Source organism: Amycolatopsis sp. NPDC004747 (assembly GCF_053601335.1).
The window spans coordinates 54,575-76,560 of record NZ_JBSGBQ010000001.1; the positions used below are offsets into that span (position 1 = coordinate 54,575).

General features: G+C 72.6%; 20 protein-coding genes. 7 read left to right on the forward strand and 13 right to left on the reverse strand.

What is annotated here, in order from left to right:
- Window positions 1–8: 8 nt before the first annotated feature.
- From ACWEGE_RS00250 to ACWEGE_RS00265, 4 genes are read right to left on the reverse strand one after another with little or no spacing between them, the layout of a single operon-like run.
- Window positions 9–1,487: a flavin-containing monooxygenase gene (locus tag ACWEGE_RS00250; RefSeq protein WP_449658258.1), complete on the reverse strand. Its 1,479-nt coding sequence runs from the start codon at window positions 1,485–1,487 to the stop codon at window positions 9–11.
- Entirely contained in the window at window positions 1,484–2,335 is an 852-nt protein-coding gene (locus tag ACWEGE_RS00255) for an SDR family NAD(P)-dependent oxidoreductase (RefSeq protein ID WP_449658259.1), read from the reverse strand. The genes ACWEGE_RS00250 and ACWEGE_RS00255 overlap by 4 nt, the downstream gene beginning before the upstream one ends.
- Window positions 2,319–3,209: an alpha/beta fold hydrolase gene (locus ACWEGE_RS00260; RefSeq protein WP_449658260.1), complete on the reverse strand. Its 891-nt coding sequence runs from the start codon at window positions 3,207–3,209 to the stop codon at window positions 2,319–2,321. The genes ACWEGE_RS00255 and ACWEGE_RS00260 overlap by 17 nt, the downstream gene beginning before the upstream one ends.
- Window positions 3,206–4,507 (reverse strand): cytochrome P450, encoded by a 1,302-nt coding sequence (locus tag ACWEGE_RS00265; protein ID WP_449658261.1) that lies wholly within the window; start codon window positions 4,505–4,507, stop codon window positions 3,206–3,208. Before ACWEGE_RS00265 ends, ACWEGE_RS00260 begins: the two co-directional genes overlap by 4 nt.
- A gap of 84 nt (window positions 4,508–4,591) precedes the next feature.
- Between ACWEGE_RS00265 and ACWEGE_RS00270 the strand changes: the two genes are divergently transcribed.
- Window positions 4,592–5,179 carry a TetR/AcrR family transcriptional regulator gene (locus ACWEGE_RS00270; RefSeq protein ID WP_449658262.1) on the forward strand — a complete coding sequence of 196 codons (588 nt, stop codon included), beginning with the start codon at window positions 4,592–4,594 and terminating at the stop codon, window positions 5,177–5,179.
- A gap of 138 nt (window positions 5,180–5,317) precedes the next feature.
- Here ACWEGE_RS00270 and ACWEGE_RS00275 read toward each other — a convergent pair whose 3' ends face one another.
- From ACWEGE_RS00275 to ACWEGE_RS00285, 3 genes are all read right to left on the reverse strand, one after another.
- Entirely contained in the window at window positions 5,318–6,181 is an 864-nt protein-coding gene (locus ACWEGE_RS00275; protein WP_449658263.1) for a tetratricopeptide repeat protein, read from the reverse strand.
- A complete protein-coding gene (locus ACWEGE_RS00280) occupies window positions 6,078–7,082 on the reverse strand; it encodes an NB-ARC domain-containing protein (RefSeq protein ID WP_449658673.1) in 1,005 nt (334 codons plus the stop codon). Before ACWEGE_RS00280 ends, ACWEGE_RS00275 begins: the two co-directional genes overlap by 104 nt.
- A gap of 596 nt (window positions 7,083–7,678) precedes the next feature.
- On the reverse strand, window positions 7,679–8,548 hold the full coding sequence (locus ACWEGE_RS00285) for an NAD(P)H-binding protein (protein WP_449658264.1): 870 nt from the start codon (window positions 8,546–8,548) through the stop codon (window positions 7,679–7,681).
- A gap of 79 nt (window positions 8,549–8,627) precedes the next feature.
- On the opposite strand from ACWEGE_RS00285, the gene ACWEGE_RS00290 reads away from it, so the two are divergent.
- Window positions 8,628–9,182 (forward strand): TetR/AcrR family transcriptional regulator, encoded by a 555-nt coding sequence (locus ACWEGE_RS00290; RefSeq protein WP_449658265.1) that lies wholly within the window; start codon window positions 8,628–8,630, stop codon window positions 9,180–9,182.
- 52 nt (window positions 9,183–9,234) lie between these two features.
- On the opposite strand, the gene ACWEGE_RS00295 is transcribed toward ACWEGE_RS00290, so the two are convergent.
- Genes ACWEGE_RS00295 through ACWEGE_RS00315 form a run of 5 tightly spaced genes read right to left on the reverse strand, consistent with a single transcriptional unit; the run spans window position 9,235 to window position 13,130 of the window.
- Window positions 9,235–9,513, reverse strand: coding sequence for an HPr family phosphocarrier protein (locus tag ACWEGE_RS00295; RefSeq protein ID WP_449658266.1), 279 nt, complete (start codon window positions 9,511–9,513; stop codon window positions 9,235–9,237).
- 11 nt (window positions 9,514–9,524) lie between these two features.
- A complete protein-coding gene (locus tag ACWEGE_RS00300; RefSeq protein WP_449658267.1) occupies window positions 9,525–10,976 on the reverse strand; it encodes a PTS fructose transporter subunit IIC in 1,452 nt (483 codons plus the stop codon).
- Entirely contained in the window at window positions 10,973–11,431 is a 459-nt protein-coding gene (locus ACWEGE_RS00305; RefSeq protein ID WP_449658268.1) for a PTS sugar transporter subunit IIA, read from the reverse strand. The genes ACWEGE_RS00300 and ACWEGE_RS00305 overlap by 4 nt, the downstream gene beginning before the upstream one ends.
- The gene (pfkB, locus tag ACWEGE_RS00310; RefSeq protein WP_449658269.1) at window positions 11,428–12,372 is read right to left on the reverse strand and encodes a 1-phosphofructokinase; all 945 of its coding nucleotides are present in this window, start codon (window positions 12,370–12,372) and stop codon (window positions 11,428–11,430) included. Before pfkB ends, ACWEGE_RS00305 begins: the two co-directional genes overlap by 4 nt.
- A complete protein-coding gene (locus ACWEGE_RS00315; RefSeq protein WP_449658270.1) occupies window positions 12,369–13,130 on the reverse strand; it encodes a DeoR/GlpR family DNA-binding transcription regulator in 762 nt (253 codons plus the stop codon). Before ACWEGE_RS00315 ends, pfkB begins: the two co-directional genes overlap by 4 nt.
- 103 nt (window positions 13,131–13,233) lie before the next feature.
- Here ACWEGE_RS00315 and ACWEGE_RS00320 point away from each other — a divergent pair, with 103 nt between their 5' ends.
- Window positions 13,234–14,802 carry a phosphoenolpyruvate--protein phosphotransferase gene (locus tag ACWEGE_RS00320; protein WP_449658271.1) on the forward strand — a complete coding sequence of 523 codons (1,569 nt, stop codon included), beginning with the start codon at window positions 13,234–13,236 and terminating at the stop codon, window positions 14,800–14,802.
- On the opposite strand, the gene ACWEGE_RS00325 is transcribed toward ACWEGE_RS00320, so the two are convergent.
- Window positions 14,799–15,770, reverse strand: coding sequence for an SEFIR domain-containing protein (locus ACWEGE_RS00325; RefSeq protein WP_449658272.1), 972 nt, complete (start codon window positions 15,768–15,770; stop codon window positions 14,799–14,801). The genes ACWEGE_RS00320 and ACWEGE_RS00325 overlap by 4 nt on opposite strands.
- A 257-nt stretch (window positions 15,771–16,027) precedes the next feature.
- Between ACWEGE_RS00325 and ACWEGE_RS00330 the strand changes: the two genes are divergently transcribed.
- Genes ACWEGE_RS00330 through ACWEGE_RS00345 form a run of 4 tightly spaced genes read left to right on the forward strand, consistent with a single transcriptional unit; the run spans window position 16,028 to window position 21,947 of the window.
- Complete coding sequence (locus tag ACWEGE_RS00330; protein WP_449658273.1) at window positions 16,028–16,612, forward strand: TIR domain-containing protein; 585 nt, start codon at window positions 16,028–16,030, stop codon at window positions 16,610–16,612.
- Window positions 16,613–16,615: 3 nt separating this feature from the next.
- Window positions 16,616–18,244, forward strand: coding sequence for a CATRA system-associated protein (locus ACWEGE_RS00335; RefSeq protein WP_449658274.1), 1,629 nt, complete (start codon window positions 16,616–16,618; stop codon window positions 18,242–18,244).
- Complete coding sequence (locus ACWEGE_RS00340) at window positions 18,241–18,870, forward strand: hypothetical protein (protein ID WP_449658275.1); 630 nt, start codon at window positions 18,241–18,243, stop codon at window positions 18,868–18,870. The genes ACWEGE_RS00335 and ACWEGE_RS00340 overlap by 4 nt, the downstream gene beginning before the upstream one ends.
- A gap of 2 nt (window positions 18,871–18,872) precedes the next feature.
- Window positions 18,873–21,947 carry a helicase HerA domain-containing protein gene (locus tag ACWEGE_RS00345; protein ID WP_449658276.1) on the forward strand — a complete coding sequence of 1,025 codons (3,075 nt, stop codon included), beginning with the start codon at window positions 18,873–18,875 and terminating at the stop codon, window positions 21,945–21,947.
- Window positions 21,948–21,986 lie beyond the last annotated feature (39 nt).

Consider the following 21,986-nt stretch of genomic DNA (forward strand, 5'->3'; position numbering starts at 1 on the left):
AGAGAGCGTCATGCGCTCAGTCTGCCCGCTCTCGCCGCCGGTCGCCGTGAGAAGCGCAGCGCGCCGTCGTCGATCCGGCCGTGCCGGAGCTTGACGACGTCGTGCGCGTAGCTCATGCCGAGCTGCCACGGCGCCCGCGAACCCGCCTTCGGGAACTCGTCGATCGACCGCAGCACGTAGCCGGCGTCGAAGTCGAGCAGCGGCCGCTCGGTGACCAACGGGTCGTCGTTGACCGGCACGCACTGGTCGTGGCCGTGCCGGTCGAGGTGGCGCAGCAGCCGGACGACGTACTCGGCGACCAGGTCGGCCTTGAGCGTCCACGACGCGTTCGTGTAGCCGATGGTGAAGGCGAAGTTCGGCACCCCGCTGAGCATCATGCCCTTGTAGGCCATGGTTTCCGGCAGTTCGACCGGGTTGCCGTCCACCGACAGCTGCATCCCGCCGAAGGCCAGCAGCCGCAGCCCGGTCGCGGTGACGACGACGTCCGCTTCGAGCTCGTCGCCCGATTCCAGGCGGATGCCTCCTTCGGTGAAGGTGGCGATCCGGTCGGTGACGATCGAGGCGGTACCGCGGCGGATCGACCGGAACAGGTCGCCGTCCGGGACCAGGCACAGCCGCTGGTCCCAGGGCTGGTAGCGCGGCTTGAAGTGGGTGTCGACGGCGTACCCGGCCGGCAGCTGTTTCATCGCGGCCTTGCGGATCACGGCCTTGACCAGCCCGGGCCGCCGCCGGCTGAGCTGGTAGATCAGCGTGCTCACCGCGACGTTCTTCCAGCGCGCGATCGGGTACGCCAGCTTCGGTCCGAGCAGCCCGCGCAGCCGGTTGGCCAGCGCGTCCTCCGACGGCGACGACAGGATGTAGGTGGGGGAGCGCTGCAGCATCGTCACGTGCGCGGCGCGGTCGGTCATCGCCGGGACGAGGGTCACCGCGGTCGCGCCGCTGCCGATGACGACGACCTTCTTGCCGGTGTAGTCGAGGTCCTCGGGCCAGTGCTGCGGGTGGACGACGGTGCCGCCGAAGTCCTCGATGCCGGGGAACACCGGCGTGTGCCCGGCCGCGTAGTCGTAGTAGCCGCTGCACAGGTAGAGGAACTTCGCGGTGAACGCCACGGTCCGCCCGTCATGCGTGGCCACGACCGTCCACAGTGCGTCCTCCGTGGACCACGCGGCGCGGACCACCTTGTGCCCGAACCGGATGTGGCGGTCGATCCCGGCCTCGGCCGCGGTGTCGCGGACGTAGTTCAGGATCGACGGGCCGTCCGCGATGGCCTTCGCGTCGGTCCACGGCCGGAACCGGTAGCCGAGGGTCTGCATGTCCGAATCGGACCGAACGCCCGGGTAGCGGAACAGGTCCCACGTGCCGCCGATCGCGTCGCGGGCCTCGAGGATCGCGTAGCTCTTGCGCGGGAACGCCGTCCGCAGGTGGTGGGCCGCGCCGACCCCGGACAGCCCGGCGCCGACGATGAGGACTTCGACGTGTTCGGTCATCGAAGGGCCTCCGTCCGCCGTCGTCGCAGGACGCGGGTCAGCACGGCGTTGTAGTGGGTGGGGGTGATCCGGGCGAGCGCGTCGAACAGGTGGGCGTCCGGGCCGACCAGGATCCGGGCCTTGCCGCGGTCGACGCCGGCGTGGATGATCGCCGCCGCCTTGTCCGGCGACGTCATGGTCATGGCCTCGAACTGGGCGGCCATCTGCTCGTGGGTGCGGCCCCGGCCCTCCGGGTCGCGGCGCACGCGGGCGTTGCGCGCGATGTTCGTCGTGATGCCGCCGGGGTGGACGGTCACCGCGCGGACGCCGGTGCCGCGCAGCTCCTGCCGCAGCGACTCGGTGAAGCCGCGGACGGCGAACTTCGCCGCGCAGTAGGCGCTCTGGTACGGCACCCCGAGCAGGCCGTACACGCTGGAGGTGTTCACGATCGCGCCTTCGCCCTGCTCGACGAGGATCGGCAGGAACGCCCGCGTCCCGTGCACGACACCGTGGAAGTTGATGTCGTGCAGCCACTCGTCGTCCTCGGGGACCGCGTCGAGGACGCTCGAGGTGACCGCGACACCGGCGTTGTTGAACACCGCGGCCAGCGGCGCCGGGAGCCACTCGCGGACCTCGGCGGCGAACCGCAGCTGGTCCTCGGCGTCGCGGACGTCGAGGACGCGGGTCAGCACGCGACCGGGCAGGGCGGCCGCCGTGGCCTTGAGGCCGTCTTCGTCGACGTCGGCCAGGGCGACCGGCGAGCCGAGCCGGGACAGCCGGGTGGCCAGCGCGCGGCCGATGCCGGAGGCCGCGCCGGTGATGACCACCGGCCGGCCGGTGATGCCGTGCCGTTCACGGGGCCGTGACATCGCTGCTCCTCGCGTGCTCGTCGATGAGGTCGAGGATCGTGGGCCAGGCGCCTTCGGGCAGGTCGTGGCCCATGCCGCGGACGGTTTCGAGCCGGGCGCCGCGGATGGCCCGCGCGGTGGCGGCGCCGCCGGTGGGGTGGACCATCCGGTCGCGGTCGCCGTGGATCACCAGCGTGGGCGCGGTGATCTTCCGCAGCAGCGGCGTCCGGTTGCCCGACTTCATGATCGCGGCGAGCTGGCGGCCGACGCCACCGGACGTCGGGTCGCGGTCCCAGCCCGTCCCGGCCAGCTCGCGCACGAAGGCCTCGTCGAACGGGAAGCCGTGCGAACCGATGTGCCGGAACATCCGGACGGCGCTCGCCACCGCCTCTTCGCGGGACTTCGGCGGTTTCGCGCCCATCATCCGCAACGTCGAGAACGCCGGGCGGCCGAGCAGGCGCGACCCGGTCGTCGACATGATCGACGTCAGGGTGCGGATCCGGTCCGGGTGGAGCGCGGCGGTGGTCTGGGCGATCATGCCGCCCATGGACACGCCCGCGATGTGGGCGGTCTCGAGGTCCAGTGCGTCGAACAGACCGGCGGTGTCGGCGGCCATGTCCGTGAGGTCGTACTGCTGCGCGGGGAACCGGCCCGCGAGCATGCCGAGCAGGCTCGGCGGCCGGAACCGCGGGTGCGTCGAGCGTCCGGTGTCGCGGTTGTCGAACCGGATGACCTCGTACCCGCGCCCGGCGAGCCGCGCGCAGAAGGCGTCCGGCCAGCTGTGCAGCTGCTGCCCGAGCCCGGCGACGAGGACCAGCGGCTCGGCGCCGTCGTCCCCGATCCGTTCGTAGGCCAGGGAAATGCCCCGCCCGACCTCGGCGATCCGTTCGGTCACTCGTTCCCTCCGGTGTTCCGGCGGCGCACGACGGCGCGGCCGCCCTTGGCGGGGGCGAAGGCCACGCCCCGCGAATGCCAGCGTTCGCCCGGCTCCCGGGTCGGTACCAGCGTGAAGTCCCGCAGCAGGGTCCGCAGCACGACGGTCATCTCCATGGTCGCGAAGGCGGCACCGAGGCAGCGGCGGGTGCCGCCGCCGAACGGGATCCACTGGTAGAGGTCCGGGCGCGCGCCTTCGAAGCGGTGCGGGTCGAACGTGGCCGCGTGCGGGAAGACGGCGTCGTCGTCGTGGACCAGCGCGATGCTGACGAGGACCGCATACCCCTTCGGCAGCGTCCACCGGCCCAGCCGGAAGCCGTCCTGCTTGACCTGCCGGGCGGTGAAGTCGATGACCGGGCGGGTGCGCTGGACCTCGAGGATCGTGGCGTCGAGGAGCTTCGCGTCGCCGTCCCGCAGTTCGGTCACCAGCGCGGGGTGGCGGCGGAGGCGTTCGACCGCCCAGGCCAGCGTCGTCGCCGTGGTTTCGTGCCCGGCGGTGAGCAGGGTGAGCAGCTGGTCGGAGAGCTCCTCGCGGCTCAGCCCCGACCCGTCGTCGTAGCGGGTCTGCAGCATCATCGAAAGGACGTCGTCGCGGTCTTCGCCGCCGGCGCGGGCCTTGGCGATCAGCCGGTCGACGATCGCGTCGTACTCGCGGCGCATCCGTTCGAAGCGGCGCCACGGGTTGAAGCGGCCCTTCTTGGAGATCGGCGCGACGGCCAGCCGCGAGCCGAGGGTGACGAACGGCGGCAGCAGCTCGCGCAGCTCGGCGAACTCGGCCCCTTCGGCGCCGAACACCGCGCGGAGGATGGCGTTGAGCGTGATCCGCATCATCGACGGGAGCGTGGCGAAGGCCTTGCCCTCCGGCCAGGTCGCGAGTTCGCGGACGGTTTCCTCTTCGACGATCTTCTCGTACGCCGCCAGGCGCCGGCCGTGGAACGGCGGCACGAGCAGCTTCCGCTGCCGTTTGTGCTCGTCACCGGAGAGGGCGAACATCGACCGCGGCCCGAGCACGCGCCCCAGGTTGACCTCCAGGTTGTCGACGAGCTCGGGCCCGGAGGTGAACAGCTGCTTGATCTCGGCGGGACTGCTGATCACGACGGCCCGGCCGAAGATCGGCACGTTCACCGTGAAGGCGTCCCCGTAGCGCTCCTTGAGCCGCCGCATGCCCCGCAGCGGCTGCGTCAGGGCGTAGACGCCTTGCACGGCTCGCGGCGCACTGGGCCCCGGCGGCAGCGTCGCGGGGCTTGTCATGGTCGTCATCGACCCTCCCGGAAAGGTGGTACGCGAACGTACCGTCGGTACGGTACGCCGGTGTACCATCCGTTTTCAAGAGGAGGGACTAGCGTGACGTCAGTGGACGTAGACACCCGCCCGCACCGGCAGCGCCTCTTGGACGGGCTGGCCGAGTCGATCACCGAGACGGGCTTCCGCGACACGACGGTGGCCGATGTCGTCCGCCGCGCCCGCACGTCCCGCCGGACGTTCTACGAACACTTCGCCAGCCGCGAGGAGTGCCTGATCGCGCTGCTGGCCGAGGCGAACCGGTCGATGATCCAGCAGATCTCGGAGGCGGTGGACCCGCAGGCGCCGTGGAAAGTCCAGGTGCGCCAAGCGATCGAGACGTGGATCGCCTGCGCCGAGGCCGAGCCGGCGATCACGCTGAGCTGGATCCGCGACGTGCCCGCGCTCGGCGCCCCGGCCCGGGACCTCCAGCGCGACGCGATGGAAGGGTTCATCGCGATGACGCACCGCCTCACCGACACCCCGGAGATGCGCGCGGTGGGCATCAGCCCGCCGTCGCGCCAGCTGTCGATCATGCTGCTGGGCGGCCTGCGCGAGCTGATCGCGACCACCGTCGAGGACGGCGGCCGGGCCGTCGACGTCACCGAGGTCGCGGTGCGCGCTTCGGTCGCGCTGCTCGGCCCGGCGTGACGGCTGGTGGCGGCTCCCGCGAGCGGGTGCCGCCACCACCTCCCCCTTGCCGGCAGCGCCGGCGCTGCGCAAGACCAATCTGACAGGCGTGGGGGTTCCGGGGGAGGGAGGATTCGCGGGATCCTTCGCGGCCGCGGGTCAGGCGAGCGCGGCGAGCCGGCGTTCGACCCGTTCGACGTCGGATTCCCGGTGCTGCTGCCGGAAGAGCGCCAGGGCGTCGAGCCACAGGAGGCGCGCCCGGTGGTACCGGCGGGCCGAGGCGTACACCTCGGCGAAGTCGGCGAGCACGACGGCCTCCTGCTTGGGATCGCACGCCCCGCGCAGGAGGTTCACCGCACGCCGGTAGTGGCGGACCGCGCTCGGGTGCCGGGCCGCCTGGTGGTCGATGTAGCCGAGGCTGTGCAGGGCATAGGCTTCGGCATCCAGGTAGCGGAGCCGGCGGAGGAGCGCCACCGCGGCCGTGCAGTACGCGGTGGCCCGGTCCAGGTCGCCGAGGCGCGCGTACTGCCAGCCCACCGTGTTGAGCGCGTTCGCGATCCGGGCGGGGTGGCCGAGATCTTCGTACCGGGTCAACGCCTCCAGCGCCGGCGCGAGGGCACGCTCGTGGTCACCCAGCTGCTCCCAGGCCGCCGCGAGCGCCTCGTGGGCGCGAGCCTGGCCCGCGATGTTGCCGTCCTGCCCGAACAGGTCCAGTGCCCGGCCGAGGTGGGTCATCCCGGTCGCGTGCTCGCCGGCGATCATCCGGGCCCAGCCGTAGAGGCGGTGGACGTCCGCCTGGTCGGAGCGCTCGCGGATGTCCGTGACGACGTCGATCGCGGCCTGCCAGGCGCGGAGGTTGTCGTCCCGGCGGTCGTGGCGGAGGTGGTAGGTGCTCATCACCCACGCGAGGCGCCAGACCTCACCGGTCCAGCCGCGTCCGGCCGCGCACTGCTGGACGGCGAGCAGGTTCGGGTGTTCGTCGGTGAACCACCGCACGGCCGCGGTGTGGTCGGCGGGGGCCACGGGGTGGCACCCGGGCGGCGGGGGCGGCAGGTCGATCGCCGGGCGGTGGTCGTCGAGCAGGCGCTCGGCGGCGAAGGCGGTGTGCAGGTAGAAGCCGGCGAGCCGGCGGAGCGCCTGCTCCCGCGCGGTCGCGGACAGGTCGGTCCGCGCGCGGTCGCGGGCGTAGAGGCGGACGAGGTCGTGCATCCGGTACCGGCCCGGCCGGTGCTGCCGGAGCAGGTGGGCGTGCTCGAGGGTGCGCAGCGCCGACCGGATCCGGCCGGCGGGCCGTCCGGCCAGGCCGGCGACGGCCACGGCCGGGATGTCGGTGCCCGGCACCAGCCCGAGGTGCCGGAAGAGGTCCGCGGCTTCGTCGTCCAGCGCGCGGTAGGAGGCGGAGAAGACCGAAGACAGCCGCGCCGACGCTTCGCCGGCGTCGAGCCCGTCGAGCCGGGTCGTCTCGTCGGCGAGTTCGGTGGCCAGCAGGGCCAGGGGGGAACTCCGGGTTGGCGCCGGCCCGGGCCGCGACGACGCTGAGGGCCGGCGGCAGCCCGGCGCAGAAGCGGACCAGCGCGGCGGTCGCGTCGGCCTCGGCGCCGACCTTGGCGGCACCGAGGTGCTTGACGAGCAGCTCACCGGCTTCGGCCGGGGTGAACATCGGCAGCCGCATCGCGTGCGCGCCGCGCGCCACGAGCCCGGTCAGGTGGTTGCGGCTGGTGACGAGCACCGTGCAGCCGGTACCGCCGGGCAGCAGCGGTTCGACCGCGGCGCTGTCCCGGGCGTTGTCGAGGACGATCAGCATGCGCTTCCCGCTGACCAGCGTCCGGTACAACGCGGCCTGCGCCGGCAGACCGGCCGGGACCGCCGCCGGGGCGGCACCGAGGGCGTCCAGGAAGCCGCGGATCGCGGTTTCGGGCGGCATCGGCGGCCCGGCGGGGTCGAACCCGTAGAGATCGACGTAGAGCTGGCCGTCCGGGAACCGGGCCAGTTCGCGGTGGGCCCAGTGCAGCGCCAGTGCCGTCTTCCCGACCCCGCCGGCGCCCGCGACCGCCGAGACGACCAGCACGGAACCGGCCGGGCCGGCACCAGCGGCCGACAGCTCGGCCAGCTCGTCCTCGCGGGCGGTGAACCGCAGGGGTGGCGCGGGAAGCTGGTGGGGCACCGGACGGCTCTCGGTGACGGGAGCCGCGGCCCGGCGTGGGTTGGCGAACCCCAGTTCCGCATCGGAGGCGACGGCCAGCACGGCGCGGAACGCTTCCCGGTACCGGGCGTTCGGCCACCGGATGGTGCCGCGCTCGAGCTTGGCGACGTAGTTGTCGTCCAGGGCCGCCCGCCGCCGGCCGTGGTCCCAGAGGTGGGCGTTGACCAGTTCCGCCAGCTCCCGCCGCGAAAGGCACTCACCGGGGTGGTGCCGCGACCCGGTGCGTTCCCGAGCCGCCCGAAGCCGCTTGTTCTCCGTCACCGCTGAGCTCCTCCCCAAGCCCGAGCCCACAGGGTGACCACCCTCGCGCGCCCTTGTCAAAGGGCGGGCGCGAGCACCTCGCGGCACCAGGTCCGGAAGCTCGTCGGCGCGATCGCCGCCCTCGCCCAGTCCGCGTCGTAGATGCCCTCGTCCTGGGCGGCGAACATCTCGACGGCGTCCGCCACCACCCGTTCGCTCGCCCCGTGGGACCGGCGCAAGGCGGCGAATCCGGCCAAGGTGATGCGCTGGTAGCCGACCGGACGGCCGAGTTCTTCGCTCAGCACCCCGGCCATGCCGTCCGGCGTGAGCCGGTCCGGGCCGAACAGGGGAACGTCGGCCTGCCCGGTCCAGGAGCGGTCCGTCAGCAGGCCGGCGGCGGTGGCGGCGATGTCCCGGGTCGCGATCGTGGCCAGCGGCCGGTCGCCGGCGCAGGTCAGGGAGAACGCGCCCCGGTCGCGGATCGCGGCGAGCTGGCCGAGCAGGTTCTCCATGTAGAAGGGCGGGGACACCGCCCGGTAGGCCGCACCCGACCGCTCGAGTTCGGCGTCCATGGCGAAGGCCGCGGAGAGGACGCCGGCCGGCTTGGCCCACCCGTGTCCGGCGCTGCTCACGGCCACGACGTGCCCGACGCCGTGACGGCGGACGGCCGCACCGCCGGCCCGGGCGAAGGCGAGGTAGTGGTCTTCCGCGCTCGCCGCGGCCGGGTTCGGCGGCACCAGCCAGAACAGCGCGTCGGCGCCGGACAGCGCCGCGTCCAGCACGGCCGGGTCGTCGTGGGTTCCCTCGACCACGTCGACCTGTTCGCGGACGTCGTCGGCCAGGCGGGTGGCGTCCCGGACGACGACCTTGATCTTGCTGCCCCCGGCGAGCAGCTGCCGGACGAGCCGCTGGCCGACCTGCCCGGTCGGGGTGGTCACGACGATCATGGAGGCTCCTAAAATGAAGGTGAATTCCGGTTCCGAATATAGCCCGGAAGCCGCCGCCGTCAAGTACGCTGGGGCGACCATGACCGCTTCCCGACGTGTGCTGCGCGCCGACGCCCGGCGCAACCGCGACGCCATCCTCGACGCCGCCGGCGAGCTGTTCGCCCAGCGCGGCGACGCCGTCCAGATGGAGGAGATCGCCGACCGCGCCGGCCTGGGCGTCGGCACCCTCTACCGGCACTTCGCCGACAAGCAGGCCCTGCGCGCGGCGATCATCGGCCGCCGGTTCGAGGAGATGACCTTCCTCGCCGAAGCCGCCGAAGCGGCGGCGGACCCCTGGACGGCGTTCGAATCGCTGCTCTACGGCTACCTGGAAGCGGCGGAACCCGACGCCGCGTTCCGGTTCGCCCTCCTCGGCCCGGAAGAGCCGAGCTGGGCCGACATCGAAGAGCAGAAGGTCGCGTTCTCGGCGATCGTCGAGCGGATCGTGCGGCGCGCCGTCGAAGCCGGCCGGTTGCGCGCCGACTTCGGCCCCGGGGACTTCGTCCTGGTCACCCGCGCGGCGATGGCGAACATGGCGGGGGAGGGCCGGTGGCGCCGGCTGCTCGACCTCCAGCTGGAGGGGATCCGCGCCTGAACGCACGAGGAGGGCGCGGCACCCGGGTGCCGCGCCCTCCTCGTGGAGCTGCTTACGCGTCGAGGTCCTGGGCGATCAGCTCGGCCAGCGCGTCGACCGAGGCCTGCGCGTGGTCGCCCTCGGCGGTCAGCTCGACCTCGTCGCCGTGGGCCGCGCCCAGGGTCATCAGGCCGAGGACGCTGGCCGCGTCGACCGGGTCGCCCGCCACCCCGCCGGTGACCTTCGCGATCTTCACCTTCGCCTGCTGGCCGGCGGCCGTCTTCGCGACCAGGCCCGCGGGCCGGGCGTGGAGCCCGACGCTGCTGGCGACGAGCGTGCGGCGTTGGTACACAGTGGACTCCTTCACGCGTTGACGGGCCGGCCGGAGACGGCGGCGGAGCGTTCCGCGGCGCGGAAGCGCACCTGCTTGAGGGCGATCACGGACCCGGCCGCCACCGCGGTGCCGGCGATCAGGGCCACCAGGAACAGCAGCGGGCTGCCGATCAGCGGGAGCACGAAGATCCCGCCGTGCGGGGCGCGCAGCGTGGCGCCGAACGCCATCGACAGCGAGCCGGTGACCGCCGAGCCGAGCATGATCGAGGGGATCACCCGGAACGGGTCGCCCGCGGCGAACGGGATCGCGCCCTCGGTGATGAACGACGCGCCGAGCAGCCAGGCCGCGCGGCCGTTCTCGCGCTCGGCCTCGGTGAACAGCTTCTTGCGGACCGTCGAAGCCAGCGCCAGTGCCAGCGGCGGCACCATGCCTGCCGCCATCACCGCGGCCATGATCTGCAGCGACCCGGTGGCGCCGGTGGTCAGGCCGCCGACGGCGAAGGTGTAGGCCGCCTTGTTGACCGGGCCGCCCATGTCGAACGCCATCATCAGGCCCAGCAGCGCGCCCAGCAGCAGCGCGCTGGCGCCGCTGAGGCTGTTGAGCCAGTTCGTCAGCCCGCTCGTCGCGGCCGCCATCGGCTTGCCGACCACGACGTACATCAGGACACCGACCACAATGGACCCGAGCAGCGGGTACACGACCACCGGCATGATGCCCCGCATCGCCTTCGGCACCTGGATCTTCTTCAGCCACAGCACCACGCCACCGGCCAGCAGGCCGGCGACCAGGCCGCCCAGGAAGCCGGCGCCGACGGTGACGGCGATCGCGCCGCCGACGAAACCGGGGGCGATGGCCGGGCGGTCGGCCATCGCGAAGGCGATGAACCCGGCCAGCACGGGCACCAGGAAATCGAAGGCCGCGCTGCCGATCTGGAACATCAGCGCGGCCCAGCCGGCCACCGAACCGGCGTCGAAGTGCTCGGTGACCTTCGGCGCGTCGACGATCTTGTAGCCGCCCAGTGCGAAGCTCAGCGCGATGAGCAGGCCGCCCGCGGCGACGAACGGGATGAGGTAGCTGACCCCGGTCATCAGCCACTGGCGGACCTTGGTCCCGGCCTTGTCGTTCGCGCCGACCTTCGAGGTCAGCTCCGGGGTGGCCGGCGCGGCGGCGACGGGCTCGCGGGCAGCGGCCTTGGCGCGTTCGAACAGCCCGGCGGCGTCGCTGATCGCGGCCTTGACCGGCGCCTCGACGATCGGCTTCCCGGCGAACCGGTCCCGGCCCTGCACGGCGAGGTCCGCGGCGAAGATGACCGCGTCGGCGGTCGCGATGTCCTCGGCGGACAGCGGTTCGGACCCGGCCGACCCCTGGGTCTCGACGACGATCTCGTCGCCGTTGGCCTTGGCGGTCTGCTCCAGCGACTCGGCCGCCATGTAGGTGTGGGCGATCCCGGTGGGGCAGGCGGTGATGGCGACGAACTTCATGAGGGGGACACCTCCTGGCGGATGTACTCGGCGACGGCGGTGGGGTCGGCGGCGTCCAGCAGGTGCTGCTTGAACTCCGCCCGGACCAGCCGCCGGGCGAGGGCGGCGAGGACCTTCAGGTGGTCGCTGCCGCCGCCCTCCGGGGCGGCGATGAGGAAGATCAGCTTCGCCGGGCCGTCCGGCGCGCCGAAGTCGATGCCGGCTTCGCTGCGGCCGAAGCCCAGCGTCGGCGCGGTGACCGCGGCCGAGCGGCAGTGCGGGATGCCGATGCCGCCTTCGAGCCCGGTGGCCATCTGCTCCTCGCGGGCGGCGACGTCCTTGAGGAACAGGTCGAGGTCGGTCACCCGCCCGGCGGAGACGAGCCGCTCGGCGAGCGCGCGGACGGCACTCTGCTTGTCGGCGGCGTCGAGGCCGAGGTCGACCAGGTCGGCGGTGATCAGGTCTGGGGTGGTCATGCGGCGGCTCCGCTGAGGGTGAAGGAAGGATCGACGTCCAGCACGCGCACCTGGTCGGGGTGCACGTCCTGCGGGGTGGGCATGCGGCTGCCCTCCTGCGTGACCGCGGCGGTGCCGTAGGCGACCGCGGTCCGCAGGGCTCGGGGGCCGGTTCCTCCCGCATGGAGGAAACCGGCGAGTGCGGCGTCTCCGGCGCCGACGGTGCTGCGCACGGCCACCAGCGGGCCGAGCGCGTGGCAGGTCTCGGTCTCCTCGACGAGCACCGCACCCCGCGCGCCCAGGCTGACCAGCACGCGGCCGACGCCGCCGGAGATCAGTTCCCGGCAGAACGCGACGACGTCGCCGAGCAGCGGGAGCGGGCGGCCGGCGAGCTCGACCAGCTCGTCGAGGTTGGGCTTGAGCAGGTCCGGGCCGCCTTCGCAGGCGGCGGCGAGCGGCGCGCCGGAGGAGTCGACGGCGACCTTCGCCCCGGCTTCGCGGGCGAGCTTCGTCAGCCGCGCGTAGAAGTCGCCGGGCACGCCGGCCGGGAGACTTCCGCAGCACACCAGCCATTCGCCGCGCGCGGCCAGCTCGACGGCCCGGCGTTCGAGCGTGGCCAGCTCGGCGGGGGAGATCTCCGGGCCCGGCTCGTTGATCTTCGTGGTGGTCCCGTCGGCCTCGACGAGCGTGATGTTGCTGCGGGTCGACCCGGCGATCGGCACGGCGACGACCGGGACGCCTTCGGGCGCGAGCAGTTCGCCCAGCCGCTCGCCGACCGGGCCGCCGGCGGGCATCAGGGCGACGGTCGGGGTACCGGCGGCGGCCAGCGCGCGGGCGACGTTGACGCCTTTGCCGCCCGGGTCGAGCCGGACGGCGGACGCCCGCAGCACCTCGCCGCGGCGCAGCTCGGCCAGCCGCAACGTCCGGTCGAGGCTCGGGTTGGGGGTCACGGTGACGATCACGCCAGCACCACCTCCGGGCCCGCTTCTTCGAGTTCGGCGACCGCACCCGCGTCGATGCCGCTGTCGGTGACCAGGACGTCGATCTCGGCCAGCCGCGCGAACCGGCTGAGCTGGTCGGTGCCGTACTTGCTGTGGTCGGCCAGCAGCACCCGCTTGCGGGCGGCGGCGACCACCGCGGCCTTCACGGCGGACTCGGCCATGTCCGGCGTCGTGCAGCCGTGCTCGGCCGAAAAGCCGTTGGCGCCCAGGAAAGCGACGTCCACGAGCAGGCCGTCGAGCGCGTGCAGCGTCCAGGCTTCGACCGCGGCGAGCGTCGTCCCGCGGACGCGCCCGCCGAGGATGTGCAGGGTGATGCCGGGGCGGGTGGCGAGGATCGAGGCGATCGGGATCGAGTTGGTGATCACGGTCAGCTCGCGGTCGGCCGGGAGCAGCGTCGCGAGCCTGCTGGTCGTGGTACCCGCGTCGAGGAGGATCGAGCCGCGATCGGGCACCAGGTCCAGCGCGGCCCGGGCGATGGCGTCCTTTTCGGCGGCGTTGGTCTGGTCCCGCTGCGCGACCTCGGGCTCGAAGTCGAGCCGCTCGACCGCGACCGCGCCGCCGTAGACGCGGCGGACCACGCCCTGGCGTTCGAGGACGCCGAGGTCACGGCGGATGGTCTCGGGGGCGACACCGAGTTCGGCGGCGACGTCACCGACGTCGACGCGGCCGTCACGTCGTGCGCGTTGCGCCAGGAGCTGGTGCCGTTCGGCGGCGTACATGCCCGTTCCTCTCCGATGTTTGCCCGTTGCCGTTTGATTGTGCCCGTTGTTACCGTACTGTCAATCCCCAGTTACGAGATCCTTTGCTCCTGGAGGTCCTGAAATGCCGCTGTCCGGAGTCGGAGTCAGCCCTGGCCGGGTCGACGGCCCCCGCGTCCTCGTGGCCGCTGACCTGCCCGAACCCGCTGCCTCGCCCGCTCCCGAGGACCTCGAGGCCGAAGCGGGCAAGATCGGGCAGGCGGCCGCGGCGGTGGCGGCCGCGTTGTCCGATCGTGCCCGTTCCGTGTCCGGAGATGCCCGGTCGGTCCTCGAGACCACGGCCGCGATGGCGTGCGATCCGGCGTTGACCGCGTCCGCGGAGAAGCTCGTCCTCGCCCGCTCGCTCCCGGCGCCGCGAGCGGTGTGGGAGGCCGCGGCGGAGTTCATCACCGCGTTGCGGGGCGCCGGTGGCTATCTGGCCGAACGCGCCCGGGACGTCGCCGACGTCCGCGACCGGATCGTCGCGAGCCTGCTGGGCGTGGCCCCGCCGGGCGTGCCGGAGCTGACTTCGCCGAGCGTGCTGGTGGCCCGCGACCTCGCCCCGGCCGACACCGCCGGGCTCGACCCGGACCTGGTCCTGGCGTTGGTGACGGCGGAAGGCGGCCCGACGAGCCACACCGCGATCCTGGCGCGGGCGCTGGGGATTCCCGCCGTGGTGGCGTGCGCCGGCGTGCTGGAGCTGGACAGCCCGGGGCTCGCGGTGGACGGGTCCGCGGGCACGGTGGCTCCTTCGGACGGCACGGTACGGGCGCCGGCCCGGACCGCCCGGCCGACGTGGGACGGCGTCGGCCGGCTCGCCGACGGCCACCGCGTGAAGCTCCTGGCCAATGTGGGATCGGCGGCGGACGCCGAGGCCGCGGCGGCGGCCGGCGCCGAGGGGGTCGGCCTGTTCCGCACCGAGTTCTGTTACCTCTCGGCGGCTTCGGAGCCGACGGAAGCCGAGCAGCGAGCGGCCTACGCGGCCGTGCTGGCGCCGTTCGCGGGCAAGCCGGTCGTGGTCCGGACGCTGGACGCGGGTTCCGACAAGCCGCTGGCGTTCCTGCCGATGGGTGAGGAACCCAACCCGGCGCTGGGCGTCCGCGGCCTGCGCATGGCGTTCGACCGCCCGGAGCTGCTGGACCGCCAGCTGTCGGCGATCGCGGCGGCGGCCGCGGACACCGGCGCCGAACTGTCGGTGATGGCCCCCATGGTGGCCACGGCAGCGGAAGCGGCCTGGTTCGCCGGGCGCGCCCGCGCGGCGGGGATCGCCCGGGTGGGCGTGATGATCGAGATCCCGGCGGCGGCGTTGTGCGCGGAGGCGATCCTGGCTGTCGTCGACTTCGTGTCGCTGGGCACGAACGACCTGGCCCAGTACGTCTTCGCGGCGGACCGCCAGCTGGGTGCGGTGGCGGCGCTGAACGACCCGCACCAGCCGGCGTTGCTGCGGCTGGTGGGCATGGTCGCGGAGGCGGGCGCGGCGGCCGGGAAGCCGGTCGGCGTCTGCGGCGAAGCGGCGGCGGACCCCCGGCTGGCGCCGGCGCTGGTGGGGTTGGGCGTGACGTCGCTGTCGATGAACGCGGTGGCGCTGGCGGGGGTGGGCGCGGCGCTACGCCAGACCGACCTCCCGGCCTGCCGTGAGGCGGCAGCGCGTTAGGTCACGACCGGATCGCCGAGGGCGAGCTCGGGTGGGCGCCCCCGCCGGGTGACCACGACGGCCGCGGACCCGAAGGGCGACGCCGAAGCGCCCGGCCGCGACAGCTCGAGCCGCAGCAGCCGGGCGCCCGAGACGTCGAGGTCGATCTTCGCCGGCTTCCCGGCCGAGACGTCGTGTTCGGACCGCGGGACCCCGTCGAGCACCACCCGGATCCGGCCGACCTGGAACGGGTCCGTGGCGTCGTCGAGCACCCCGGCGACGGTGGTGAACCGCTGGTAGTGCCCGCCCAGCTCCAGCTCGACGAAGCCCGGCCCCGTGGCGGCGGGCCCGCCCGGCCGCAGGACGATGCTGTTCTCGTAGTGCAGGCCGTCGATCCACGCCTCGCCGCGCCGCACCCCCGGGCCGGCACACGGCCACGGCAGTTCACCGGCGAGCACCCGCCGCGGCTGCGATGCCCCGCCGCGCCAGACCCCGCGGCGGGGCATCGGGTGCGGCCCCTGGCCGGTGATCGCGGCGAGCAGGTCGGCGACGCCTTCGTCGGTGAACTCCGCGATCTCGTACCGGGTCGCGGAATAGGGGGTGAGGAACTCGGGGATTTCGTCGATCGACCGGCCGGGCAGGACGACCGGGAGGACGCGGCGCGTGCCCTCTTCGAGGTCCCTGGTCAGCTTGTTGCGGAGGATCGCGGTCTCGAACTGGGCGCCGCGGCCCTCGTCCGGCGGCGCCTCGCCGTCGGCTCGCTCCCGGTACCGGGGAGACGCCACGACGATCACGAAGTCGGCGGCCTTCAGGTGCCGGGTGGCCCACAGCGACCAGTCGATGCGGACGTTGTCGTACCACTGGTCGAGCACGACCTCGAGGCCGATCCGGCTGCGCAGGAAGGTCGCGAACCGCCGGACCAGGTCCTTGTGCTCCGGGGTGTCGTGCGAGTAGCTGAAGAACACCCGCGGTGGCTCGGGCTCGGACATCGGCTTCCCCTCGGATCGGTCGGTGAATCACCGATCCGGGAGATCGGTTTTCCGCAAAACGATTCGGCTCCTCGTGCTCCGTGTTCGCCTGTCATATATCCGCCGCTTCGTGCAGTGTCAAGTGTGCATTTCCCGGCGGGCTCCGATCATGGCCAGGTATTGTCCAGAATCTGTCAGGTTTCCCGTCTTCTTCGGTGGCCACCAGCGGTTCTAGGATCGATTCCCCTGGCGGGAGCGGCGAAGGAGCGAGGACACGCGTGTACGAGTACGACGTGTTCATCAGCTACCTGCGAACCGCGAGCGACATATCGGCGTGGATTCGCCACCATTTCCACCCGCGGCTCCTGGAAGTGCTCGACAACAACCGGTACGACGACGTCCGGATTTTCTTCGACGACCAGGTCCGCGTCGGAGCCAGCTGGCCCGCCGAACTGAGTTCGGCGCTGCAGCGCTCTCGGGTGCTGGTTCCGGTCTGCTCGCCGAAGTACTTCCGCAACGAATGGTGCCTGGCCGAGTGGGCCTCGATGGAGGAGCGGGAGGTGCTGACCGCCGCGCTGCCCGGAAAGCGACGGCGGCCCCTGATCTACCCGGTGATCTTCTGCGACTCCCGGCACTTCCCCGACTGGGCCCACGCGCGGCGGCCGCGTGACCTGCAGCAGTGGAACCACCCCTTCGAGCACTTCCAGACCGCGCCGGCCTACCTCGACTTCCACCAGCAGATCAAGCAGATCGCCGTGGAGCTGGAGGAACTCATCGACCGGGCGCCGGAATGGCGGGACGACTGGCCGGTGCGCACCCCGGCCCCGGAACCGCCGAAGCGGGCGCGGATGCCGAGGTTCTGACCGATGCCGGGGACGATCTTCACCTTCTACTCCTACAAGGGCGGGGTCGGCCGGAGTTTCACGCTGGCCAACGTCGCCGTGCTGCTCGCCCGCTGGGGTCACCGCGTGCTCTGCCTGGACTGGGACCTCGAGGCCCCCGGCCTCGGCGACTACTTCCGGCCGCGGCTGCCCGCGCGGCCGAGCGGCGGCGTGGTCGACCTCGTCGACGCCTTCCGGCAAGACCGGTTCGCGCCGGAGGCGCACGTCCAGCGGCTGACCGACGTGGGTGTGCTCGACTTCGTCGCGGCCGGCCGCGAGGAGGGCGGTTACGTGGCCCAGGTGCAGGAAATCGACTGGGCCGGCCTGTACGACGACGGCTTCGGCGAATACCTGGAGCGGTGCCGTGAGCACTGGGTCGCCCGCTACGACTTCGTCCTCGTCGACAGCCGCACCGGGATCTCCGACATCGGCGGGATCTGCACGGCGCACCTGCCGGACCACCTCGTCCTGCTGTTCACCGCGAACCGGCAGAGCATCCTCGGCGCGGTGGAGGCGGCCCGGCGCGCGGACGCGGCGCGCAACCGCCTGCCGTTCGACCGCTCGCGGCTGACCGTGCTGCCGGTGCTGTCGCGGTTCGACAACCGGGAGGAGTACGACCGGTCCGAGGCCTGGCGCCGCACCGTCGTCGACGAGACGGCCGAGCTCTACCGGACCTGGCTCGACCAGACGGTGGAGCCGTCGACGATGGCCCGGCACCTCACCTTGCCGTACGTGTCCTACTGGAGTTTCGGCGAGCAGCTGCCGGTGCTGTCGGAACAGACGCCGAGCGCCGACCAGATCGGGTTCGCGCTCGAGACGGTCGCGGCCGTGGTCGCCTGCCGGCTCGACCGCACGGACCTGCTGGCCGAGAACCGGGACGCCTACGTCGCCGCCGTCCGGTCGAGCCGGCGCGAGTTCCGGCACGACCTGCGGGTCAGCACCCCGCGGACGACCTTCCACACGGCGAACGAGCTGGTCGCCGAACTCGAGAAGCGGGACGTCCGCGCGGTGAAGTCGCTCTCGGGCGACCGCTCGCTGCTCGCCCGGGCGGAGGACGACGCGCGGCACCTGTGCCTGCTCGTCGACGGCAAGGTCAGCCGCTGGCAGGCGGCCGAGGTCGAGCTCTTCCTGCACCGGACGCTCGGGCAGGACCGGCGCGTCATCCCGATCCTGACGGCCGGCACCGAGGCGTCGTCGCTGCCGGGCTACGTCGGAAACCTCCGCTACCTGCGCCTGAGCGGTTCGCGGGGGCCGGCCGAGGTGGCCCGCGACCTGGTCGGCCAGCTGCGCGGCCAGTCACCGCTGGTCGACACCGACGACGACTTCGACCTGCCCGCGTTGCTCGGCCAGGCCCGCGAATCCCGGCTGCGCCCGTCGCGCTGGGACCTGGTCGACGAACTGGTCACGGCCCTGCAGCCGGCGGTGGGCGCGGGTGACGGCGGGCGGACCCGCGACCTCGCGGCGGACCTGGCGGTGGCGGTGAGACCACGCTCCCCGGACGGCGAAGACCACCACCCGGCACCGCCGGGGGTCCGCCGGTCGATCGACTGGCTCCTGCGCGCCCTCGACACCCGCGCCCAAACCACGACGCAGCACCGGAAGGATCTCGGATGACCGACCGCTTGGGACACCGGCAGACCGCGGCCATGTTCACGCTCATGGTGCTGGGCCGCGAAGTGCCCAACCCGGAGCTGAAGGAGCGGGTGGGGTTCACCCTCACCGGCAAGGAGCGCACGCAGCTGAACGACGACGGGTACGTGACCAGCGAGAAGGCCGGCCGCACCTTCGTCCACCAGCTGACCGACCGCGGCTGGGCCTGGTGCGAGCAGGAGCTCGGGGCGAAGAAGCCGCCGCCGCCCCGGCCGCAGAGCACCCTCTGCTCGGTGCTGTACCTGGTCCTCGGCGGCTTCGACGACTTCCGCCGCCACCGGAACCTGCGCCTGGCCGACGTGTTCGGCACCCCGGCACCGCCCGGCCCGGCCGAAGACCTCGAAACCCGCATCCGGGTCGCCTACCGCGAGCTCGTCCGGGAACCGCGCGGGTGGGTCGGGCTGGTGGACCTGCGCCCGAAGCTCGGCGCCCCGGCCGCGGAGGTCGACGCCGTGCTCAAGGAGCTCAGCCGGGCCGGGAAGATCCACCTGGTCCCCGAAGACAACCGCAAGGCCCTCACCGCGGCCGACCACGAGGCCGCGATCCGCATCGGCGGCGAGGACAACCACCTGCTTTCGATCGAGGCTTAGCGATGGACGAGCTGAGAGCACTGGCGGCACTGAGCTTCAACTGGGCGGACACCCCCGACCACGTCTGGCGGGATTCGCCGTACCACGTCGACGGCCTGCACGCCGATGCACTCACCGCACTCGACTCCGGCATCCGCGACGCGGTAACCAGCGATGGGCCGAGCCCGATCGGGCTTGTCCTGCGTGGGCTGAAAGGCGTCGGCAAGACCCACTTGCTGGGCCTCGTCCGCCGCCGGGTGCACCGGGCGCGGGGATACTTCTTCCTCGACGACGTCACCGCGGCCGACGCTTTCTGGGAAAACACAGCCGAGGCACTGCGTCGCGGGCTGGCCCGCCCGGATGATTCGGGCGAGTCGCAGCTGAAGCGGTTCTTGCTGCGGGTGTGCCTACGCGCCCAGGTCGACGCCGAGGTCGAAGCGACGATCAGGCGCGGGCGTGGGCTTACGGCCGAGGACGTCGAGGCGTTCGTCGAGGGGGTGGCGTCCCTCGACGAGGTGGTCGCCGACGAGTGCGCGGACACCGCGCGCGCCCTCGTGCTGATCGCGAGCCGGGATCCGGCCGCGAAGTACATCGGCGAGGACTACCTGGACGGCGATACCGAGCTGACCTCCGAAGCCCGCAAGTGGAACATCTACTCGCGGCCGAAGCCCTCGCGTGTCCTCGTGCAGGAGATCACCCGGCTGCTCGCCCTCACCGGGCCGGTGGTGATCGCCGTGGACCAGCTCGACACCCTGCTCGCGGCATCGGCCAAGCGCACCCAGGAGATCGGCGACAGCACCGAGGAAGACCTGCTCGTGGCGCAAATCGCCGACGGGCTCATGAGGCTGCGGGAAGTCACCCACAAGACCCTCACCGTGCTCGCCTGCCTGCCCGGTACGTGGGAGCAGATCAGCACGAAGGCAGCGGGCACGGTACCGGACCGTTTCCGCGACTTCGTCGCGCTTGGCCGGATCACCGACGCCGGCCTCGGGCGGGCACTGGTGGAGAAGCGGCTCGGCGTGGCGTATCAGGCCATGGAATTCACCCCGCCGCACCCGACCTGGCCGGTGGCGCCCGCGGCCTTCGACGAGCCCTGGGAACAGTGGACCCCACGGCAGCTGCTGAAGCGCATTGGAGCCCACATCGAACTGTGCTTGCGAGTCGGGCAGGCCAGTGAGCTCATCTCCTTCGACGAGAAGGCGCCCATTCCCGTTGCCCCCGCGCGGACCGAGGTGGCGCACGACCGGTTCGCCGAGCTCGACGCCGAATTCGAGAAGCTGCAGGCCGAAGCCGACCTGGGCGCGCTGCTCGCTGAGAAGGCCGTGGACAGGGTCATGCCGGATCTCCTGTCCGCGGCCTTGCGGTGCTGGGTCACCGAGGTCGGGGACGACGAGCTGGAATGGACGTGCGAACGTCAGAACGGGCGGAGCGAGGTGCACGCCTGGCTGTCCCGAACCCTTGACGAGGCCGCGGACCTCGAGGAGCACTGGGCGTTCCGTGCCATCGCGGCCCGCGATCCGCGGGCGGCGCTGAGCCGGTTCCGGAAGGCCCGCTCGGCGGCGGGACAGCTACAGGGGGCGGCCAATCGCCATTTGATCATCCTGCGGGAGGCCTGGCAGGGCGGGATCAAGACGAAACAGGAGGTCGAGAAGTTCACCGCCGCGGGTGGGCGGACGATCCGGCTTTCGGACGCCGACGTGCGCACCTTCTGGGCGCTGCAGAAGATGCTCGCCAACGGGGGCCGAGAGCTGCACGAGTGGCTGATCGACCGCCGGCCCGCCAGCCGGTCCGAGCTGCTGTCCGCAGTACTCCCCGAGAAGCCGTCGGAAAAGCAGTCCGGCAACGTCACCGTTTCTCCGCCCGCCGAAGGGGAAATCACGCTCGGGACCGTCGTCGGCTCGGGGGAACCGGTGCGGATCGAACTGGCCGACCTGCGCAAGCACGCCGCCGTCTTCGCCGGTTCCGGGTCGGGGAAGACCGTGCTGCTGCGGCGGATCATCGAGGAATGCGCCCTTCTCGGCGTCTCCGCGATCGTCCTCGATCCCAACAACGACCTCGCGCGCCTCGGAGACGCCTGGCCCGAGCCGCCGGGTGGGTGGAAGGACGGTGACGCCGCGCTTGCCAAGCAATACCTCGCCGAAACCGACGTCGTCGTCTGGACGCCGGGGCGGGCCACCGGGCGGCCGCTGGCCTTCCGGCCCCTGCCCGACTTCGGCGGGGTGCTCGACGACGCCGACGAATTCACCGCCGCCGTCGAGGTGGCCGTCGCGACACTGGCCCCGCAGGCCCGGCTCACCGGGAGCACCGCGAAGGCGAACATCGGGCTGGCCGTGCTCCGGCAGGCCGTCGTCCACCACGCACGGACCGGTTCGCGCAGCCTGCCGGAGCTGGTCGAGCTCATGTCCGACCTGCCGGAGGACGTCAGCAACCTCAACGACGCCAAGCGCATCGCCGCCGACCTGGCCGAGGTGCTCAAGGCCGCGATGGTCAACGACCCGCTCTTCGCCGGCGGCGGCGAGCCGGTCGATCCCGGCACGCTGCTCACCCCGGCCGGCGGCAAACGGGCCCGCGTCTCCGTGATCAGCTTCGTCGGGCTGCCCGCCGAAGGGCAGCGGCAGAACTTCGTCAACCAGCTGCAGATGGAACTGTTCGCCTGGATCAAACGCCACCCCGCGGGCGACCGGCCGCTGGGCGCGCTGTTCGTCATGGACGAGGCACAGACGCTCGCGTCGTCCGGGAGCCTCACGGCGAGCACGCGCAGCACGATCGTGCTCGCTTCGCAGGCCCGCAAGTACGGCCTGGGGCTGCTGTTCGCCACGCAGGCCCCCAAGGGGCTGCACAACCAGGTGGTCGGCAACGCGATGACGCAGTTCTTCGGCCGCCTCAACAGCCCGGCCCAGATCGCGGCCGCCAACGAACTGGCCCGCGCGAAGGGCAGCCCGGTCGCGGACATCTCCCGTCTCGAACGTGCGCAGTTCTACGTGGCGGGCGAGGCCTTCGGGTTCCGCCAGGTGGCGACGCCGCTGTGCCTGTCCCACCACCCGGCAGGCCCGCTGCGGCTGGAGGAGGTGCTCGCCCGGGCGCGGGCCGGGCAGTGACCGCGGTGGCTCCGGCGCGGGGGCCGGAGCCACCGTCAG

Bases quoted from the DNA above. Each gene is read 5' to 3' on its own strand.
- ACWEGE_RS00250 (WP_449658258.1), bottom strand. From the start codon at position 1,487: ATGACCGAACACGTCGAAGTCCTCATCGTCGGCGCCGGGCTGTCCGGG.
- ACWEGE_RS00335 (WP_449658274.1), top strand. From the start codon at position 16,616: ATGCCGGGGACGATCTTCACCTTCTACTCCTACAAGGGCGGGGTCGGC.
- ACWEGE_RS00315 (WP_449658270.1), bottom strand. From the start codon at position 13,130: ATGTACGCCGCCGAACGGCACCAGCTCCTGGCGCAACGCGCACGACGT.
- ACWEGE_RS00345 (WP_449658276.1), top strand. From the start codon at position 18,873: ATGGACGAGCTGAGAGCACTGGCGGCACTGAGCTTCAACTGGGCGGAC.
- ACWEGE_RS00280 (WP_449658673.1), bottom strand. From the start codon at position 7,082: ATGCCGCCCGAAACCGCGATCCGCGGCTTCCTGGACGCCCTCGGTGCC.
- ACWEGE_RS00285 (WP_449658264.1), bottom strand. From the start codon at position 8,548: ATGATCGTCGTGACCACCCCGACCGGGCAGGTCGGCCAGCGGCTCGTC.
- ACWEGE_RS00300 (WP_449658267.1), bottom strand. From the start codon at position 10,976: ATGAAGTTCGTCGCCATCACCGCCTGCCCCACCGGGATCGCCCACACC.
- ACWEGE_RS00320 (WP_449658271.1), top strand. From the start codon at position 13,234: ATGCCGCTGTCCGGAGTCGGAGTCAGCCCTGGCCGGGTCGACGGCCCC.
- ACWEGE_RS00255 (WP_449658259.1), bottom strand. From the start codon at position 2,335: ATGTCACGGCCCCGTGAACGGCACGGCATCACCGGCCGGCCGGTGGTC.
- ACWEGE_RS00340 (WP_449658275.1), top strand. From the start codon at position 18,241: ATGACCGACCGCTTGGGACACCGGCAGACCGCGGCCATGTTCACGCTC.
- ACWEGE_RS00265 (WP_449658261.1), bottom strand. From the start codon at position 4,507: ATGACGACCATGACAAGCCCCGCGACGCTGCCGCCGGGGCCCAGTGCG.
- ACWEGE_RS00305 (WP_449658268.1), bottom strand. From the start codon at position 11,431: ATGACCACCCCAGACCTGATCACCGCCGACCTGGTCGACCTCGGCCTC.
- ACWEGE_RS00290 (WP_449658265.1), top strand. From the start codon at position 8,628: ATGACCGCTTCCCGACGTGTGCTGCGCGCCGACGCCCGGCGCAACCGC.
- ACWEGE_RS00325 (WP_449658272.1), bottom strand. From the start codon at position 15,770: ATGTCCGAGCCCGAGCCACCGCGGGTGTTCTTCAGCTACTCGCACGAC.